The organism is Kordia sp. E, assembly GCF_056033805.1.
Map to the genome: position 1 here is coordinate 493,692 of NZ_JBRASR010000002.1, position 17,914 is coordinate 511,605.

A 17,914-nucleotide genomic window follows, 5' to 3' on the forward strand; every position below is an offset into this window, starting at 1 on the left:
AATTTTTTCTTAATTATTGATATTTAATTGGTTTCTGGGATTGAATAAAATATTTCCAAACTTAGTCGTTTGTCTGCTGGCGAAGCAGCTGTATTACCATATAATATTGTTCCAAATGGATTCATATTTGATACTGTTGGGACAAATTCTTGTTCAGAACTTCCAGTATTTTCGCGACCGCTTGAAATAATTCGAATATCAGAAGATGAAACCAACCCAAGTCTTACGTTAGTTGAATCTCTTCTGATTAAATTGTTAATATGTTCTGTGATTCTAATTTTGTATCGAACACCATCTCCATCATCATCGCGTTCTAGAATTCCACCATGTAAAAATTTAGAAAGCCCTACAGATGTTGCACTTACTGACATGTCAACATTGTAATCTGCTAAAGGAATATTGTCATCCATATTGTATAAATAAATACGTTGTGGATCTTGCTCATCTCCTTGAATAGCTTCATTTACATGAAATACCAAGCTTGCATCATTTATAATCCAGTTTTCCTCTCTTATTTCTTCTAATTGATCTGCAACACCATTATTGTCTGTGTCAGGTCCAAAAAGATCTATAACTGCCATAGAACCTTCTCCACCTTTTAAATATATATTATCATTTGACGCTTCAACATTTGGAAATGGTGCTAACGGCGTAAATGTGTTTACAATATTACCTGTAGACAAACCTAATGAATATGAACCTGTTTGAAGTAGTACATCATCATCATCAGGATCATCATTCCCTTGTGTTTCAAGTTTCCAATATTGATATTCAATAACAATGTTTGCATTTTGAAAATCGAGCATCATTAACAAATCAGAATCCTGTCCTATTGTAAGTTGTATACCTCTAAATAAATCTTCAGCTCTAAATACATTATTGTTTGAAAGTTTTATACTTCCCTCATTATTAATAATTCTATCTTGAAAAAATTGTGTATCTAGTTCTACTCGTATTCTTGGTGACAATACCTCAACAACTACTTCTTCACCTGTTTCATTATCTAATTCTGTAATTTCAACTTGATCTTCATTCACAGTAATATCATCTTGAAATAATGTCATTCCTGTATAAATTGAAAAATCTTCATTAGAATAGTATGCTTGCAAATCTCCTTCTTCATCTACACTTCTTAGAAAATGTGTAAACTCATTCACCGTAAATGTAAATGACTGTGTAATGTCTCCATAAATAGAATCAACCGCTGTTGTGATGCTTCCATCAGTTTCAGTCGTACTATTACTAAAGTAAGGAATGTTTAAGTATACTTTTGTTACTGTCTCCTCTTCTTCTAAATCGGAAGAATCTGCATCTTCATCTGCTTGTGATTTTTCTCCAAATGTAGGATCTTCATTTCCAGATATTAAATTTGCTTGTACTGTAAGACTAGCCACTGTTGCACCAAATTCATCATTTGTGTTTTTACCCAATTGATATACTGGCAAACCATTAGTTTGTATTGGCGAAATACGTCTGTTAGCAACAGTCATAATCGTCTGGTCGTAGAGATTTGTAGAAAAATTATTGTTTTCAATAATTTCACCTCCAACCGTACTAAATTCATCGTCACACGCAATAAAGCCTACAAGTATTAATAATACTACTGAGGCACTTGTGAGTGTCTTCTTCAATTTGTTCATAATGTAATTTAATTAACCTTAATTTAAAACTTTTGTATTGTAAAAATCTGTGTATGCATCGGCAAATTCTTCACTGTTTTTATATTCAAGAACTGGCTTTTCAAGACCTGTGAGATATTCTTGAACATCAGCAGGAATTTCCTCAGATGCAATTACCACGGCATCCGAATGATCCACAGCAACTTTAAGAAGGTTAGAGTAGTTTGGCTCAGCTAATATTTCCACATTACCATCACCGATATTATCAAACTTGATTTTGTTTAGCATTTCTTTATCTAAAGTTCCATCAAATTCTTGTTTATAAACCGAAGTTACAATTTTACTATCTGTAAACAATGGTTCGTCTTTATAATATTTTCTTAAATATAAAGGCAATAAAGAAGCCATCCAACCATGAACGTGGATGATGTCTGGTGCCCAGTTTAATTTTTTCACAGTTTCAATAACACCTTTTGCAAAGAAAATGGCGCGTTCATCATTATCCGGAAATAAATTCCCTTCTTCATCTGTAAATGTAGCTTTTCGCTTGAAGTACTCTTCATTGTCAATAAAGTAAACTTGAATTCTCTCTTTTGGAATAGATGCTACTTTAATAATTAATGGCATATCCATGTCATTAATTACTAGGTTCATACCAGATAAACGAATTACTTCATGTAATTGATGTCTTCTCTCATTGATATTTCCAAAACGTGGCATAAATATCCTAATTTGTCCACCTTTACTGTTTACCATTTTTGGTGCTTCAAACGACATTGACGAAATTTCTGTTTCTGGCAAATATGGTACTACCTCAGATGAAACGTATAAGACTCTTTTATTATTCATAAAAATACTTTTCCTTTAATAATTAAGCGTAAAACATGCAAAATTACAAAAATTATGTAGATTAACAGTAATATATTAAATTTGCAAGCTGTTAATTTTTTGCAAAATGACTATACACTACTCTCAAAACACGCTAAAACCGTTCATTCAACGCCTGAAATCTGAAGGGAAAAAAATTGGTTTTATTCCCACAATGGGCGCGCTTCACAAAGGACACATATCTCTTGTAGACAACGCTATGACTGACAATGATATAGTTTTCGTAAGCATTTTTGTGAATCCAACTCAGTTTGACAACGCCTCCGATTTACAAAAATACCCAAGAACTTTAGAAGCTGATGTTGCATTGTTAAAAACAGTAGGAAATAATGTGTATGTATATGCTCCAAGTGTGGAAGATATCTATAATTCTGATGTAAATTCCGAAAAATTTAGCTTTGATGGACTCGAATTTGAGATGGAAGGCAAATTTAGAACTGGACATTTTGATGGTGTCGGAACGATTGTAAAACGTCTTTTTGAAATTGTTACACCTGATAATGCATACTTCGGTGAAAAAGATTTTCAACAATTAATGATTGTCAAAAAATTAGCCTCTAAATACAAATTACCCGTAAATGTAGTTGGTTGTGAAATATTCAGAGAAACTTCTGGCTTGGCGATGAGTTCTCGAAACAAACGTTTATCAGAGGAAGCAAAAAAAGAAAGTGCTTTCATTTACAAAACACTTTTGGAAGCAAAAGAAAAATTTGACACAAAAAGTGCATCTAAAGTAAAGGAATGGGTTCAGAAACAGTTTGAAAAACATTCGCTATTAACGTTGGAATATATTGAAATTGCAAACATTAAAAACCTAAAAACTGTACAACGAAAATCTAAAAACGAAACATATCGCATATTCATTGCTGCTTTTATTGAAAACATTCGTTTAATTGATAACATTGCACTGAATTAAAAACTTTAAAATCATTAACTTTGCCCCATGCAAGTAAACGTAGTAAAATCTAAAATACACAGAGTAAAAGTCACAGGAGCTGATTTAAACTATATTGGAAGTATCACAATTGATGAAGATCTTATGGATGCTGCAAACATTGTTCAAGGAGAAAGAGTTCAAATTGTAAATAATAATAACGGAGAACGCCTTGAAACATATGCAATTCCTGGTCCAAGAGGAAGCGGGGAAATTACTTTAAATGGTGCCGCAGCTCGTAGAGTGGCCAAAGGAGATATTCTTATCTTAATCACGTATACGTGGATGGATATCGAAAATGCAAAACAATTTAAACCTTCTCTTGTTTTTCCAAACGAAGCAGATAATACTCTCACATAATTGAAAATATCAGTATCAAAATTATTAAAAATAATACTCCCACTTTTTTTGGGAGTTTTTTTAGTTTGGTACTCACTATCCAAAACACCGCTTGATGAATTGATCAATCATTTCAAAAAAGCAAACTACACATGGATTGCACTTGGCGTATTTTTTGGAATTTTAAGTCACCTTTCTAGAGCTTATCGCTGGCAATATATGCTAGAACCTATGGGTTATAAACCAAAATACCCTAATAGCATTATGGCAGTTTTTGTGGCGTATTTGGCAAACTTAGGAATTCCAAGATCTGGCGAAGCGTTACGCGCTTTAACATTTACAAACTATGAAGGCATTCCATTTGAAAAAGGATTTGGAACTATTGTCGCAGAACGTGTTGCCGATTTAATCATTATGTTATTTGTAATTACTGCAACACTTTTTATTCAGTTCGATTTTATTTGGGAACTACTAATGACAAAATTAGATCCTACAAAAATTATTTTACTAATCGGAGCTGGAGTCATTGGCGGAATTGGACTGATTATTTTTATAAAAAAGGCAAAAAAAGGAATCGCCCTAAAAATCAAGAATTTCATCTTAGGAATTTATGAAGGTGCAACCAGTATCTTGAAAATGAAGAATAAATGGGGATTTATTTTCCACACACTTTTCATTTGGGCAATGTATGTTCTCATGTTTTATGTTACGATGCTTTCTGTAGAAGAATTAAACGGACAAGTTCCTGCCGGAGCTGTTCTCATTGCATTTATAGCAGGAAGTTTTAGCGTCGCAGCAACAAATGGCGGAATTGGCTTATATCCTATTGCTATTGCTGGCGCATTCTCCCTATTCAACATTGCACGTGTTCCAAGTGAAGCTTTCGGTTGGATTATGTGGTCGTCACAAACCTTAATGATCATAATTTTAGGTGGTTTATCATTTCTTTATTTACCTATTTTTAATAGCAAAAAATAATCTTTACCTTGCTATCATAAACTAACCTATTTCTAAACATGAAAAAGTACATCTGGCTTCTTATTGCACTTGTATCTGTTACTTTCGCAAATGCTCAAACCAAAATTGAACAATTAAAATCTAAAAAATTAAACGAAACTAGAGATATCCAACTGTATATTCCTGAAGGGTATTCAGATGAAAAAGTATATCCTATTATTGTTGTGCTTGACGCGAATTACCTCTTTGAGAGCGTTGTAGCAAACTCTCGATTTTATAGTTATTGGGATGAAATGCCTGAATCTATTGTGGTTGGAGTTAATCAATACAAAACAGAAGATCGTCAACGCGATTGCATGTATGAAGATGCAAGTGGATTGCCAACGGAAAAAGGAAGCAAGTTTTTTGAATTTATTGGCATGGAATTGATCCCATATATTGAAAAAAATTACAATACAGCTAACTTTAAGATGATTGTTGGACATGACCATACCGCAAATTTCATCAACTACTATTTATTCAAAGATGTTCCATTGTTTGATGCCTATATTAACTTAAGTCCATCATTTGCTCCAAAAATGGAAGATCGTATTGCAAAACGCTTGAGCGAGTTTGAAGATAAAAAGTTTTTCTATCTAGCAACAGCAGAAGAAGACAATAAAAAAGATGCTAAAAGAATTCGTGCGTTAGACGCTTCACTAAAGGAATTAAAAAAAGACAACATCTTTTATTATTATGACGATTTTAAAGATGCAAATCATAACTCATTAGCCGTACAAGCAATTCCAAGAGCTATGAGTCAAATATTTTCTATGTATCGACCAATTAGCGTTAAAGAATACAAAGAAACCATCTCAAAACTGAACACATCACCATATTTATACTTAACAGACAAGTACAAAACCATCAAAGATCTTTTTGGATTTGAAAAGCGTGTTTCTGTAAATGATTTTATGGCAATTTATTCTGCAGTTCGTAAAGGTAAAGATGTAGAAGATCTTAAGCTTTTAGCAAAACTTGGCAAAAAAGAATATCCTGATACGGCATTATTTCATTTTTTCATGGGAGAATATCATGAAAAAAATGGCTCGCCTAAAAAAGCATTGCGCTTGTATCAAAATGGTTTTAGCATGAATGCGATAGATTTTATCACAAAAGATTTAATGCTTGACAAAGCTGAAAAACTAAAACAAGACTTCGGTTGGTAATATGGCAAAAGTAAAAACGACCTTTTTCTGTCAAAACTGTGGATCACAATTCGCAAAGTGGCAAGGACAATGTACTTCGTGCAAACAATGGAATACAATTGTTGAAGAAGTAATTCAAAAAGAAGTAAAAGCCAATTGGCAAAAACAAGAAAAGGGTGTTTCTAGGGTTTCTAAACCTACACTGATTCACGAAATAAGTTCAGCTACAGAAAAACGCTTACCAACTTCTGATCAAGAATTAGACAGAGTTTTAGGTGGCGGAATTGTACCTGGCTCATTGATTCTTTTAGGCGGTGAACCTGGCATCGGAAAAAGTACGTTGTTACTACAAATATCTTTAAAATTACCATATAAAACGTTATATGTTTCTGGAGAAGAAAGTCAGAAACAAATTAAAATGCGCGCCGAACGTATCAGTCAAAAAAACTCCAATTGTTTTGTATTGACTGAAACAAAGACGCAAAACATCTTCAAGCAAATTGCAGAAATTCAGCCTGATATTGTCATTATTGATTCCATTCAAACACTGCATTCTGACTATATAGAATCGTCTGCAGGAAGCATTTCTCAAATTAGAGAATGCACAACTGAGTTAATCAAATTTGCCAAAGAAAGCGGAACACCTGTATTATTAATTGGACATATTACGAAAGACGGAAATATTGCAGGTCCGAAGATTTTAGAACACATGGTAGATACCGTTTTACAGTTTGAAGGCGATCGAAATCATGTATATCGCATCCTTCGTTCCTTAAAAAATCGTTTTGGATCAACATCTGAACTTGGAATCTACGAAATGCTTTCCGATGGTTTACGCGAAGTAAGCAATCCATCAGAAATTTTAATTTCTAAAAATGCGGATGAACTTAGCGGAACAGCTATTGCTGCAACTTTAGAAGGTGCACGACCATTAATGATTGAGATTCAAGCATTAGTGAGCACCGCTGTTTATGGAACGCCACAACGAAGTACAACAGGTTATAATGCCAAGCGTTTAAATATGTTATTGGCAGTTTTAGAAAAAAGAGCTGGTTTTAAACTTGCTGCAAAAGATGTATTTCTAAATATTACTGGCGGAATTAGTATTGATGATACTGCTATTGATTTGGCTGTAATTGCTGCAATATTATCGAGTAATGAAGATGAAGAAATCTCTAAGACAAATTGTTTTGCTGCCGAAATTGGATTGGCTGGAGAAATTCGTCCTATAAACAGAATTGACCAACGAATTCTAGAAGCTGAAAAATTAGGTTTCAAACGCTTTTTCACTTCAAAACACAACAAAATATCACTTAAAAACACAAAAATAGAAATCGTACTAGTTTCAAAAATAGAAGATTTAGTTTCACATTTATTTTAACACAATTAACTCACTATCAAATTCTTATTTGTTTTTATTCGACTAAAATTAGCATTTTATCGAAAAGAAGTTTTAAAACATTCTTACTAAACAATATTAAGGTATTATGCAGAGTTATTTAAATGTAAGATTACCTAGAAAAACCAGAAAAGGGAATATGACGTGATGTCTATTCCCTTTTTTTTCATTTGTCATTCCATACTTAATACGGAATCTATTTTTAAGGTGCTGGATTTGGAATACTATTATGAATCGCGTTGATTTCGTTTATAATTTCATCTGATAAATCCACATCAATACTTCCTATATTTTCTTCTAACTGCGTAAGATTGGTTGCACCAATAATATTACTTGTTAAAAACGGTCGTTGATTCACAAATGCTAACGCCATTTGCGGTAAACTTAAACCGTGCTTTGCAGCCAATGCAGCATATTTCTCTGTTGCTTTTGTAGCTTCCTCTCCACTGTAACGCGCAAATCGTGGAAATAAGGTTAACCGTGCATTTTCTGGCATTTTTCCACCTAAGTATTTTCCAGACAATACACCAAACCCAAGTGGCGAATAGGCTAATAAACCAATGTTTTCACGCATAGCAACTTCTGCCAAACCAGTTTCAAAACTTCTACATAATAAAGAATATGCATTTTGAATCGTAACCATACGTGGCAATCCTTTTTTAGATTCTTCCATGTAGCGCATTGTTCCCCAAGGCGTTTCATTTGAGATTCCAACTTGACGAATTTTACCTTCTTTGATCAATTCATCTAAGGCTGCTAAACTTTCATGGAAATTGTCTTCCCAAGGATCGTTTGGATTGTGTGCATAATCACGTTGTCCGAAGAAGTTTGCCTGACGTTCTGGCCAATGCAGTTGGTATAAATCTAAATAATCGGTTTGCAAACGTTTCAAACTATTTTCAACAGCATCTTTAATCGCTTCTGGCTTGAAACCATTTGTTCTAATATGCGCTGTATAATCACCAGGACCTGCAATTTTAGAAGCCAACACTATTTTATCTCGGTTTCCAGTTTTCTTAAACCAAGTTCCAATAACACGCTCCGTTTCCGCATATGTTTCAGCAGTTGCTGGCACTGGATATAATTCGGCAGTATCAAAAAAATTGACACCTTTATCAAAAGCAAAGTCCATTTGTTCGTGACCTTCAGCTTCTGTATTTTGATTTCCCCAAGTCATCGTTCCTAGGCAAATCTTACTAACTTTTATGTCTGTATTTTGTAATGTTGTGTATTTCATTTTTTCTTTTTCAACTTATTTTTCAAGCAATTTGTGTGATGCTGAATCAAGTTCAGCATGACGAAAACAATAACAGGTTTATCTATCAAAATTACACATCTACCTCAACCAAAATAGGACAATGATCTGAGTGTTTAGCTTCAGACAAAATAGTAGCTCTAGCAATATTTTCTTTTAATGGTTCACTTACCATATTATAATCTAATCGCCATCCTTTGTTATTCGCACGCGCATTTGCACGGTAACTCCACCAACTGTAATGATGTGGTTCTTTGTTTAGGTGACGAAACGAGTCAATAAATCCGCTATCGATCAAACTTCCAATCCAGGCGCGTTCTTCTGGTAAAAACCCTGAAACACCTTTCATTTTTGGGTTGTGAATGTCAATTTCTTCATGACAAATATTGTAATCGCCACAAACCACCAAATTTGGTAACTCGGCACGTAATTCTGTCAAATATTCTTTAATTTCGTCCATGTACTGAAACTTGAAATTGAGTCGCGCATCATTAGTTCCTGATGGCAAATACATGCTCATGATAGAGATTCCATCATAGTCTACACGTAAGTTACGACCTTCAAAATCCATTGTTTCAATTCCTGTTCCATATTCAACATGATTTGGCTCTTCTTTACAAAGAATTGCCACTCCACTGTAGCCTTTTTTTTGTGCACTAAACCAATAGTTGTATTTATATCCTGCTTCCGCAAAAATGTCTAAATCGAGTTGTTCTTTTAGTGCTTTAATTTCTTGCAAACAGATTACATCTGGATTTGCTTGTTGCAACCATTCAATAAATCCTTTTTTTATTGCTGCGCGAATTCCGTTTACGTTATATGATATTATTTTCATAACCTATTTTACTTTTGCATCAGATGAAGTGTATCGTATCTATCTTTTTCAATTAAAATTTAAAAACACTAAGCAACTTCTGTTATAAATATTTTAGTTTTTCTTTTTCTTTGCTTTCCCAAAGAAAAGAAACAAAAGAAAGGGAATTTTTAGTTCATGCATTCTTATTTTATGTTTTGGTATTCATGAATGCAAAGCATTTCCAGAGGTATTTTTAGCTGAAAAAGCTAAAATCACAATTGCTTTTCTAAATTTTCTCCAAGGCTTCAAAAATTTTTAACGAAAAACAATCGTTATACTTCGGAAAAAGAAATAGTACTTTTATTCTTTTGAGAACTCTATTCTTCTTCGTTATCGTTTAATCTACGTTCTAGTTCTGCCTGAAATTCTTCCATTACAGGTTTTACAGTACTTTCAGGAAGATCAGCAATACGAATATACATCAATCCATCAACCGAATTATTGAATAATGGATCTACATTAAAGGCAACTACTTTTGCATTTTGCTTTACATATTTTTTAATTAGTACAGGCAAACGCAGGCTTCCCGGTTCAAGTTCGTCGATAATTCTGTCAAACTTTACTAAATCGGCTGCAGTTTCATCAAAAATAAAGTCTTTGTCAGCATCTTTAAGCTTGACTTTAAATTCTTTTTTCGGATGAATATATTGTGCAATGTATGGATCGTAATAGTGTGATTTCATGAATTCAATCATGAGTGATTTTGAAAAGTTTGAAAACTGATTACTGATACTTACACCACCAATTAAATATTTGTGTTCAGGATGACGCAATGTTGTGTGTACAATTCCTTTCCAAAGTAAGAATAATGGCATTGGTTTTTGCTGATATTCTTTGATGATAAATGCTCTTCCCATTTCAATGGATTCACTCATCATTTTGTGCAATTCAGGCTCAAAACGAAATAAGTCTTGTAGATAAAAACCATCAATTCCGTAGTTTGCATATATTTGACTTCCTAAGCCCATTCTATACGCACCAACTACTCGTTTGGCTACAGTATCCCACAAAAACATATGGTGATAGTAATAGTCAAACTTATCTAAATCAATTGCCTGATTGGTTCCTTCTCCAATTTCTCTAAAAGTAATTTCTCGAAGTCGTCCTATTTCACGTAATAAGTTAGGAATTTCTGAAGCTTCTACTAAAAATACTTGATAGTTTTTACTTGTCAATAAGTGGTGCTTATTTGACAAACCTTCTACTTCTTGCTGAATAACTTCTGCCGAAATTGGCGTGATTATTTCTTTAGGCGCTTTCGGTATTTTTGGTATTTTTAATGATGTTGGTACTTTACTAAGTAAGTTTTCTTTTTCATACGCATTGGACAACATGTATGTTTTTTTACGTAGAAATTTTGTGTAATCTCCTAAATCTGAATATTCATCTTGTGCTTTTAACGAAATTGGTTTTCCGATACGAACTTTGATGACTCTATTTTTTTGTGTGAGTAATTCTGAAGGTAATTTTGCAGTTCTGAATGTATCACTTATTCTTGATAGCCTGTAAAAGAATCGACTGTTTTTCGCGTGAAAATAAATTGGAACTATAGGAACTTTTGCTTTTTTGATTAATTTCATTGCTGATTCTTCCCATGGTTTATCAACAATTAATCGCCCATCTTTATACGTTGAAACTTCTCCTGCCGGAAAAACACCTAATGGTCTTCCTTCACGCAAATGCATGATGGATTGTTTGAAACCTGCCAAACTCGATTTTGCGCCTTTATGTTCCTCAAAAGGATTTACAGGCATCACATATGGTTTCAATGGATCAATTCGGTGTAATAAGAAATTTGCAATGATTTTGTAATCAGGTCGTTGCTCTATCATGAGTTTTAGCAACAGAATTCCGTCAATTCCACCAAGTGGATGATTGGAAATTGTAACATACGCTCCATCTTTGGGAAGACGTTTTAAATCTTCCTCAGGAATTTCAAATTTAATCTGAAATTCGTCCAGCAAAGCATTCAAAAACTCTAAGTCGCTCAAATGCTTATGCTTATCATACACTTTATTCAAATTAGATATCCGTAATACTTTCATAAGAATCCAACCTACGAAGGTTCCAATGAATCCGTATTTATCTAATTTGATTGCTTTTGCAACTTCTTTTGCAGTTACCAATCCCATATATTTACTTTAAGGCGAATTACAAATATAGGAAAACAACCTTAATTTGTATGATTTATTTCACAACTAGCTGAATGGTTTGTTCTGCACGTTGTTCTAATAAAATTTCTTTGTCTTTTTGTAATCCTCCAATTGCTGCTTTTGTAAAGTGTCTAATGGTATATAAAGACACGTTTTCGTGATGTGTTACTTTAAATTTTGAACGTAAAGTATTGAGCAATTTTTCTAAATTATTAAACTTATTATCTACACAAACAGAGAAACTAATTGCTGAATTTTGGATCACATCAACTTTCATTTTACAATCGTGCAATAACTTGAATATTTCACTAATATTTTCTTCTACAATGAATGAAAAATCTAGTGAAGAAAGTGAAATTAGCACTTGATTCTTTTTAACAATAAAACATGGAACATTTGGCTTAATTCCAACACCTTTTGCAACAGTAGTTCCATCTCCTTTTGGGTTTAAAAACGATTTCACATATAATGGAATCTCTTTACGTTGCAATGGTTGTAATGTTTTTGGATGAATGACAGAAGCTCCATAAAACGCTAATTCAATAGCTTCACGATACGAAATATCATGTAATAATTGTGTATTTTCAAAATACCGTGGATCTGCATTCAAAACGCCAGGAACATCTTTCCAAATTGTAACATTTTCAGCATTTAAACAATACGCAAAAATTGCTGCTGTATAATCCGATCCTTCTCTTCCTAATGTTGTCGTAAAATTGTTTGGATCACTTCCAATGAAACCTTGTGTAATATTGAGCTTATTGGTATTTACTTTTTGTTTGACTTTTTCCTGTGTAATTTCCCAATTTACTTTTGCATCACGATAGTTTGTATCCGTTTTAATCATTTCACGAACATCTAACCAAGTATTATCTACTGAAATACTATTTAAATATGTGCTCACAATTTTTGTTGAAATCAGTTCTCCAAACGAAACCAATTGATCGTATACATAGTTATAATCAGGTGATTTGTTTCTACCTAAAAACCCTTGCATTTCTTCGAATAATTGCTTGATTTTCCCAAATATTTGATGGTTTTCATTTGGAAATAACTCTAGCAAAATTTCATTGTGATATTTGGCAATTTCCTGAATAGAAGCTTGCAATTCTTTGCTTTCTTCAAAGTAATTTTTAATCACAACTTCGATTGCATTTGTTGTTTTCCCCATGGCAGATATGATAATAAGCGTATTATCATGTCCAACTTCTTGTAATACTTTGACAAGATTTTTAACGCCATTTGCGTCTTTCACAGATGCGCCACCAAATTTGAATATTCTCATTGTACTTTTTTTAGTATTGAGATTTAGCTATAAGAATTGAGACATTTTCAGATAATCTCATTACTTAATTCTAATATCTCATAACTGATTTATATTTATATTTTTTTATTCGTCAAGTATTGTTCAATTCCTTTTTCGTTTAGTTGCACTACATGCCAATCGCGTTTTACATCAGCTCCGATATGTTCGTAAAACTCAATCGCTGGCGTATTCCAATCTAACACTTCCCAACCAATTCGCTTGACTCCTAAACTGTTTCCAAATTTAATGATCTCGGTTAATAAAGCGCCGCCAATTCCTTCACCACGAGCTTTTTCGTTTACAATTAAATCTTCTAAATGCAACACTTCTCCTTTCCAAGTCGAATAACGCATGTATACCAATGCAATTCCCAAGACTTCTTCAGGCGTTTCAGCCACAAAACAATGAAACTTTGGTGAAGTGCCGAAACCATCTTTACGCAAATCTTCTGGTGTAATAATAACTGCCTCTTCTTCTTTTTCAAAAATGGCTAATTCTCGAATTAATCGAAAGATTGCATCAACATCATTTTCAACGGCTTTTCGGATTGTATAGTTCATAAATTTTGAAATATTTACACAAAGGTAACAAGGCTTAAATTATAATTTTAACGAAAACGTTATAGTTTTACAAAATTATCGATATTTGTGATCTGAGAAACAAAGTAGACAAAATGGCTAAAAAAAATCAAACGTTAGGAGAGTTTATTATTGAAAATCAATCTGAGTTCAAGTACTCTTCGGGAGAATTGTCTCGATTGATCAATTCTATTAGACTTGCGGCAAAAGTTGTAAACCACGAAGTAAACAAAGCTGGCTTGGTTGATATTATTGGCGCTGCTGGCGAAACCAATATTCAAGGAGAAGATCAACAAAAACTTGATGTATATGCAAATGAAAAGTTTATACAAACACTAAACAATAGAAATATTGTTTGTGGAATTGGCTCTGAAGAAAATGATGATTTTATCGCAATTAATAGTTTAGATGAGAATAATCAGAATAAATATGTTGTTTTAATTGATCCGTTAGACGGTTCTTCCAATATTGATGTAAATGTTTCTGTCGGGACTATTTTCTCTATTTACAGAAGAGTTACTCCAGTTGGAACTCCTGTTACTATTGATGATTTTCTACAGAAAGGGAATGAACAAGTAGCCGCTGGTTATGTAATTTACGGAACATCAACAATGTTAGTATATACAACTGGACATGGCGTAAATGGTTTTACTTTAAATCCAGCAATTGGAACGTTCTACTTATCGCATCCAAATATGCAATTTCCAGAAACTGGAAATATTTATTCTATCAACGAAGGTAATTATGCACACTTCCCGCAAGGTGTAAAAGAATATATTAAGTATTGCCAAGAAGAAAAAGAGGACAGACCATATACGTCGCGTTATATTGGTTCGTTAGTTTCTGATTTTCATAGAAATTTGATAAAAGGTGGAATTTATATTTATCCACAAACATCTAAAGCTCCAAATGGAAAGCTTCGTTTATTGTACGAATGCAATCCAATGGCATACTTAGCTGAACAAGCAAATGGACTAGCAACAGACGGTTTTCAACGCATTATGGATATTAAACCAACAGAGTTGCATCAACGTGTTCCAATTTTCTGTGGAAGTCGCAAAATGGTAGAAAAAGCAAATGAGTTTATGAAGAACTCATAGGAAAAGTACTAACTTTCCTAAAAATTACTATTTTTGTGTAAAACCTATTACGATAAAATACTTCTAAATGGCAACAAAAGGTAAAAATACCGCAGATGCTGATCAAACAAACACGAACGTTTCTGATCCATCTACTAAGATTGAAGCAATAAAGAATTTAATTTTTGGAGAAAACATTCAAGAGTATAATTCTGAGTTTGACAATATCAAGAATGATATTCTTGCCAAAAAGGAAGCGTTAGAAAATCTTATTGAAGAAGTTCGCGGACAATTGATGCAGAATATAGACAACCTAAGTACTGATCTTAACATTCGTATTACTGAATTGGAATCTAATATTGAAAATAAATTGGATGACATGGACGAGAAAAAAGTAGACCGAAGACATTTAGGACAATTACTAGTAAGCCTTGGGGAAAAGATAGGAAAAGAGTAAAATCCAACATAAATCTTATTGTGTATTTATGACGGAAGCTGATAAATTAGCGTTATTAAAAGACTTATTACTCACGGATGATCGTGTGTATACGGAATCTATACACGCTAAAATCAAGCAACTTGAAGATTTAATTCACAAACAACAAAAGCTTTCTGTCAAGGTAAATCCTATTATTGACGAGAAGTTAGAAGAGTTTATAGAACAAATTCCTGAGACTCTTGGTCCAACAATTACAAAAACTCTTGGTGAACAGATTAAAAATTCCAAAGATCAAGTTGTAGAAGCATTGTATCCAATTATGGGTAAAATGATTAAAAAGTATATTTCGCAAGAAATTAGCTTGCTTACTGAACGCATCAACAATCAACTAGAAGATAGTTTCTCGGCAAACAGTTGGAAACGAAAGTTTAAATCGTGGTTTGGTGGTGTCAAAGAAGAAGAATTATTACTGAGTGAACTATCTGCTATCTCACAAGTAGAACAGGTATTAGTCATTGAAAAAAATTCAGGCATGCTTATTGGTCAGTATGCTAAGACAGAAACAATTGATAAGGATATGATTTCTGGAATGTTAACAGCTATTAAAAGTTTTGTTGAAGACGCTTTTAATGAAAAAAGTCAAAATTTAGAGTTGATTGAGTACGAATTGTATCACATTCATATTCAAAGCTTTGTATCTTTTTACGTTGCTGTTGCTATTTCTGGAGAATATAATCTTATCTTTAAGAACAAAATCCAAGATATAATCTTTAATTTTACAGATAACTTCCTAAATTTATTTGATGATTTGGGTGAAATCAAGGAAAAAGATATTACTAACGAATTAGAATTCTACTTTAGTACGAATGAAAGCCTCTAAAAAAATAATCTTACTCGGTCACTTTGGTGTTGGAAAATCCTCGTTGATTCGACAATTTGTCGAAAACACGTTTAATTCTGATTATAAAGTAACTATTGGAGTTCACATCTTAAAAAAAGAAGTTGAAATTTCAACCGACGAAACTATTTCTCTTATTATTTGGGATTTAGAAGGGTATGACGACATCAAAAAAACAAGAGCATCGTATTTACTTGGGACACATGGATTTATTTACGTGTTTGATGTAACACGACCTGCAACGTTTGAAAATTTAAAAGACGATATCGAATATTTAACAAATCAATATGCTAATACACCTCTAAAGATTGTTGGAAACAAAGCAGACTTAGTTACTAAAACTTATCTCAAAGAAAACAAAAACACTTTTGGTGTACAACCTGACTTTTTTACCAGTGCAAAAACAGGTGATAAAGTAGATGACTTATTTACTACATTGGCAAAAGAACTTGTGAAATAATTACTATGCTAGAAACGTACAGAGGAAAGTATTTTCATCCTAGAACACAGTTTATAACTATTGACGTTGAAGGAAAAGTATTGGAAAGTGATAATTTTTTATTTTCACTGAAAAAAGGAGACGAAATTAGTACAGTAAGCCCTTTTTTTGAAGGACTTTCTAATTATTTTGATGTTACTGAAGACAACGATATTAAGTTTACATGTGTTCATTTAGAGAATAAAGACAAGAAGGAATTTACTTGTGATATTGAATTTAAAACATTTGCCAATGAGCAAACTACATTGGTCATTATTCACGATTTTTCTGATCATTATCAATACTATCAAGAAGTTGCACAAAGCAGAAATGAATCTGTAATCAACTCACAAGTTTTAGAACTTCAAAACAAATATCTCAAAGAAAAAGAAGACTTTAAAAATACCTTCATTGCAAACTTTAGTCATGAATTGCGCAATCCATTAACTGGTGTTACTGCGTTTTGTTCTGTATTACAGAAAACAGATATGTCTACAGAACAACAGGATTATGTAGAGGTAATAAAATCATCAGCAGATCATTTAAAAAATATGATTGGTGACATCTTAGAAATGTCAAAAATTGAAGTTGGAAAGTTATCTATTGATGAAGAGCTATTCAATTTTCATGAGCTTATTGAAATGTTAGAGTTTACGTATAGCGTAAGAGCAAAACAAAAAAATATTGCCTTTGAAGTAGATTTTGATGAAAAAATTCCACGTTTTTTTGAGGGTGACAAAACGCGCATCAAGCAAATTTTTGAAAACTTATTAGAAAATGCTTTCAAATTCACAGCAACAGGAAAAGTAACATTTTCAATACAAGAAAATCAACGAAGAGCTCGAAAGGTAAACCTAAATATTAGCGTAAAAGATACAGGAATTGGAATTCCTGCTGAAAAACTCGATATTATATTTAATAGCTTTACACAATTAGATAGTTCTCAAAAATATTCAGGCACTGGTCTTGGATTGACTATCATCAAAGGATTGTCCGAATTAATGGATGGAAAAGTTTCTGTAGAAAGTAAAGAAGGTGAAGGTTCTACTTTTAAAATAAATATCAATTTCAAATATCCAATCAATCAAGAAAATACATCGTTAGAAAACAAATCTGATATTGAACATAAAAATTCTTTATCAAAAAAGAAATACAATATATTATTAGCAGAAGATTCAGAATTAGCGCAAATGGCTGTTTTGAAAATTTTAGCACAAGAAGGACATTTCTTTTTAGATATTATTAGTAATGGTGAAGATGTTATTGAAAGTGTAATTCACAACGAATACGATCTAATTTTGATGGACATTCGCATGCCAGGAACTAACGGAGACGAATTGACAAAAATGATTCGTTCACTTCCTGTTCAAAACTGCAAAACCATTCCTATTTTGGCAATTACTGCTAATTTATACGATGACGATAAGAAACGTTATAAAAAAATGGGTATGAATGATATCATTGAAAAACCATTTGATGAAATAAACTTGTTGAAGAAAATTTACAAGCATTTGAAGTAATAGATTCCGCATCAAGTGTGGAATGACAA

General features: G+C 32.7%; 17 protein-coding genes. 10 read left to right on the forward strand and 7 right to left on the reverse strand.

Features of this window, described 5'->3' with window-relative positions:
• Window positions 1–23 precede the first annotated feature (23 nt).
• Window positions 24–1,640 carry a DUF4270 domain-containing protein gene (locus ACUUYC_RS05200; protein WP_474264413.1) on the reverse strand — a complete coding sequence of 539 codons (1,617 nt, stop codon included), beginning with the start codon at window positions 1,638–1,640 and terminating at the stop codon, window positions 24–26.
• Between the two features lie 18 nt (window positions 1,641–1,658).
• Window positions 1,659–2,468 (reverse strand): glycogen/starch synthase, encoded by an 810-nt coding sequence (locus ACUUYC_RS05205; protein WP_474264414.1) that lies wholly within the window; start codon window positions 2,466–2,468, stop codon window positions 1,659–1,661.
• A 106-nt stretch (window positions 2,469–2,574) separates the two neighbouring features.
• Between ACUUYC_RS05205 and panC the strand changes: the two genes are divergently transcribed.
• From panC to radA, 5 genes are read left to right on the forward strand one after another with little or no spacing between them, the layout of a single operon-like run.
• Window positions 2,575–3,423: a pantoate--beta-alanine ligase gene (gene panC / locus ACUUYC_RS05210; RefSeq protein WP_474264415.1), complete on the forward strand. Its 849-nt coding sequence runs from the start codon at window positions 2,575–2,577 to the stop codon at window positions 3,421–3,423.
• A 27-nt stretch (window positions 3,424–3,450) separates the two neighbouring features.
• Window positions 3,451–3,801, forward strand: coding sequence for an aspartate 1-decarboxylase (panD, locus tag ACUUYC_RS05215; protein WP_474264416.1), 351 nt, complete (start codon window positions 3,451–3,453; stop codon window positions 3,799–3,801).
• A 48-nt stretch (window positions 3,802–3,849) separates the two neighbouring features.
• The gene (locus ACUUYC_RS05220) at window positions 3,850–4,758 is read left to right on the forward strand and encodes a lysylphosphatidylglycerol synthase transmembrane domain-containing protein (protein ID WP_474264417.1); all 909 of its coding nucleotides are present in this window, start codon (window positions 3,850–3,852) and stop codon (window positions 4,756–4,758) included.
• Between the two features lie 38 nt (window positions 4,759–4,796).
• Window positions 4,797–5,945 carry an alpha/beta hydrolase gene (locus tag ACUUYC_RS05225; RefSeq protein ID WP_474264418.1) on the forward strand — a complete coding sequence of 383 codons (1,149 nt, stop codon included), beginning with the start codon at window positions 4,797–4,799 and terminating at the stop codon, window positions 5,943–5,945.
• Between the two features lies 1 nt (window position 5,946).
• Window positions 5,947–7,305 (forward strand): DNA repair protein RadA, encoded by a 1,359-nt coding sequence (gene radA / locus ACUUYC_RS05230; protein ID WP_474264419.1) that lies wholly within the window; start codon window positions 5,947–5,949, stop codon window positions 7,303–7,305.
• A gap of 220 nt (window positions 7,306–7,525) precedes the next feature.
• On the opposite strand, the gene ACUUYC_RS05235 is transcribed toward radA, so the two are convergent.
• The 5 genes from ACUUYC_RS05235 to ACUUYC_RS05255 all read right to left on the reverse strand — a co-directional run bounded on the left by ACUUYC_RS05235 (window position 7,526) and on the right by ACUUYC_RS05255 (window position 13,453).
• Window positions 7,526–8,560 carry an aldo/keto reductase gene (locus tag ACUUYC_RS05235; protein ID WP_474264420.1) on the reverse strand — a complete coding sequence of 345 codons (1,035 nt, stop codon included), beginning with the start codon at window positions 8,558–8,560 and terminating at the stop codon, window positions 7,526–7,528.
• Window positions 8,561–8,651: 91 nt separating this feature from the next.
• Complete coding sequence (locus ACUUYC_RS05240; protein WP_474264421.1) at window positions 8,652–9,413, reverse strand: exodeoxyribonuclease III; 762 nt, start codon at window positions 9,411–9,413, stop codon at window positions 8,652–8,654.
• 338 nt (window positions 9,414–9,751) lie between these two features.
• Entirely contained in the window at window positions 9,752–11,566 is a 1,815-nt protein-coding gene (locus ACUUYC_RS05245) for a GNAT family N-acyltransferase (protein WP_474264422.1), read from the reverse strand.
• A gap of 55 nt (window positions 11,567–11,621) precedes the next feature.
• A complete protein-coding gene (locus ACUUYC_RS05250) occupies window positions 11,622–12,872 on the reverse strand; it encodes an aspartate kinase (protein ID WP_474264423.1) in 1,251 nt (416 codons plus the stop codon).
• A 95-nt stretch (window positions 12,873–12,967) separates the two neighbouring features.
• Complete coding sequence (locus tag ACUUYC_RS05255) at window positions 12,968–13,453, reverse strand: N-acetyltransferase family protein (protein ID WP_474264424.1); 486 nt, start codon at window positions 13,451–13,453, stop codon at window positions 12,968–12,970.
• A 113-nt stretch (window positions 13,454–13,566) separates the two neighbouring features.
• Here ACUUYC_RS05255 and fbp point away from each other — a divergent pair, with 113 nt between their 5' ends.
• The 5 genes from fbp (at window position 13,567) to ACUUYC_RS05280 (ending at window position 17,885) form a co-directional block, all read left to right on the forward strand.
• Entirely contained in the window at window positions 13,567–14,571 is a 1,005-nt protein-coding gene (gene fbp, locus ACUUYC_RS05260; RefSeq protein ID WP_474264425.1) for a class 1 fructose-bisphosphatase, read from the forward strand.
• 67 nt (window positions 14,572–14,638) lie between these two features.
• Window positions 14,639–15,007: a fructose 1,6-bisphosphatase gene (locus ACUUYC_RS05265; RefSeq protein WP_474264426.1), complete on the forward strand. Its 369-nt coding sequence runs from the start codon at window positions 14,639–14,641 to the stop codon at window positions 15,005–15,007.
• A 28-nt stretch (window positions 15,008–15,035) separates the two neighbouring features.
• Window positions 15,036–15,869, forward strand: a complete 834-nt coding sequence (locus ACUUYC_RS05270; protein WP_474264427.1) for a cell envelope biogenesis protein OmpA — start codon at window positions 15,036–15,038, stop codon at window positions 15,867–15,869.
• Complete coding sequence (locus tag ACUUYC_RS05275) at window positions 15,856–16,347, forward strand: Rab family GTPase (protein WP_474264428.1); 492 nt, start codon at window positions 15,856–15,858, stop codon at window positions 16,345–16,347. Before ACUUYC_RS05270 ends, ACUUYC_RS05275 begins: the two co-directional genes overlap by 14 nt.
• A 5-nt stretch (window positions 16,348–16,352) precedes the next feature.
• Complete coding sequence (locus tag ACUUYC_RS05280; RefSeq protein WP_474264429.1) at window positions 16,353–17,885, forward strand: ATP-binding response regulator; 1,533 nt, start codon at window positions 16,353–16,355, stop codon at window positions 17,883–17,885.
• The last annotated feature ends 29 nt before the right edge of the window (window positions 17,886–17,914 follow it).

What these genes read in the sequence shown, in the direction of transcription:
- panC (WP_474264415.1), top strand. Translation starts at nt 2,575, where the DNA reads ATGACTATACACTACTCTCAAAACACGCTAAAACCGTTCATTCAACGC.
- ACUUYC_RS05270 (WP_474264427.1), top strand. Translation starts at nt 15,036, where the DNA reads ATGACGGAAGCTGATAAATTAGCGTTATTAAAAGACTTATTACTCACG.
- ACUUYC_RS05275 (WP_474264428.1), top strand. Translation starts at nt 15,856, where the DNA reads ATGAAAGCCTCTAAAAAAATAATCTTACTCGGTCACTTTGGTGTTGGA.
- ACUUYC_RS05245 (WP_474264422.1), bottom strand. Translation starts at nt 11,566, where the DNA reads ATGGGATTGGTAACTGCAAAAGAAGTTGCAAAAGCAATCAAATTAGAT.
- ACUUYC_RS05235 (WP_474264420.1), bottom strand. Translation starts at nt 8,560, where the DNA reads ATGAAATACACAACATTACAAAATACAGACATAAAAGTTAGTAAGATT.
- ACUUYC_RS05225 (WP_474264418.1), top strand. Translation starts at nt 4,797, where the DNA reads ATGAAAAAGTACATCTGGCTTCTTATTGCACTTGTATCTGTTACTTTC.
- ACUUYC_RS05240 (WP_474264421.1), bottom strand. Translation starts at nt 9,413, where the DNA reads ATGAAAATAATATCATATAACGTAAACGGAATTCGCGCAGCAATAAAA.
- ACUUYC_RS05200 (WP_474264413.1), bottom strand. Translation starts at nt 1,640, where the DNA reads ATGAACAAATTGAAGAAGACACTCACAAGTGCCTCAGTAGTATTATTA.
- radA (WP_474264419.1), top strand. Translation starts at nt 5,947, where the DNA reads ATGGCAAAAGTAAAAACGACCTTTTTCTGTCAAAACTGTGGATCACAA.
- ACUUYC_RS05265 (WP_474264426.1), top strand. Translation starts at nt 14,639, where the DNA reads ATGGCAACAAAAGGTAAAAATACCGCAGATGCTGATCAAACAAACACG.
- ACUUYC_RS05255 (WP_474264424.1), bottom strand. Translation starts at nt 13,453, where the DNA reads ATGAACTATACAATCCGAAAAGCCGTTGAAAATGATGTTGATGCAATC.
- panD (WP_474264416.1), top strand. Translation starts at nt 3,451, where the DNA reads ATGCAAGTAAACGTAGTAAAATCTAAAATACACAGAGTAAAAGTCACA.
- ACUUYC_RS05280 (WP_474264429.1), top strand. Translation starts at nt 16,353, where the DNA reads ATGCTAGAAACGTACAGAGGAAAGTATTTTCATCCTAGAACACAGTTT.
- fbp (WP_474264425.1), top strand. Translation starts at nt 13,567, where the DNA reads ATGGCTAAAAAAAATCAAACGTTAGGAGAGTTTATTATTGAAAATCAA.
- ACUUYC_RS05250 (WP_474264423.1), bottom strand. Translation starts at nt 12,872, where the DNA reads ATGAGAATATTCAAATTTGGTGGCGCATCTGTGAAAGACGCAAATGGC.
- ACUUYC_RS05205 (WP_474264414.1), bottom strand. Translation starts at nt 2,468, where the DNA reads ATGAATAATAAAAGAGTCTTATACGTTTCATCTGAGGTAGTACCATAT.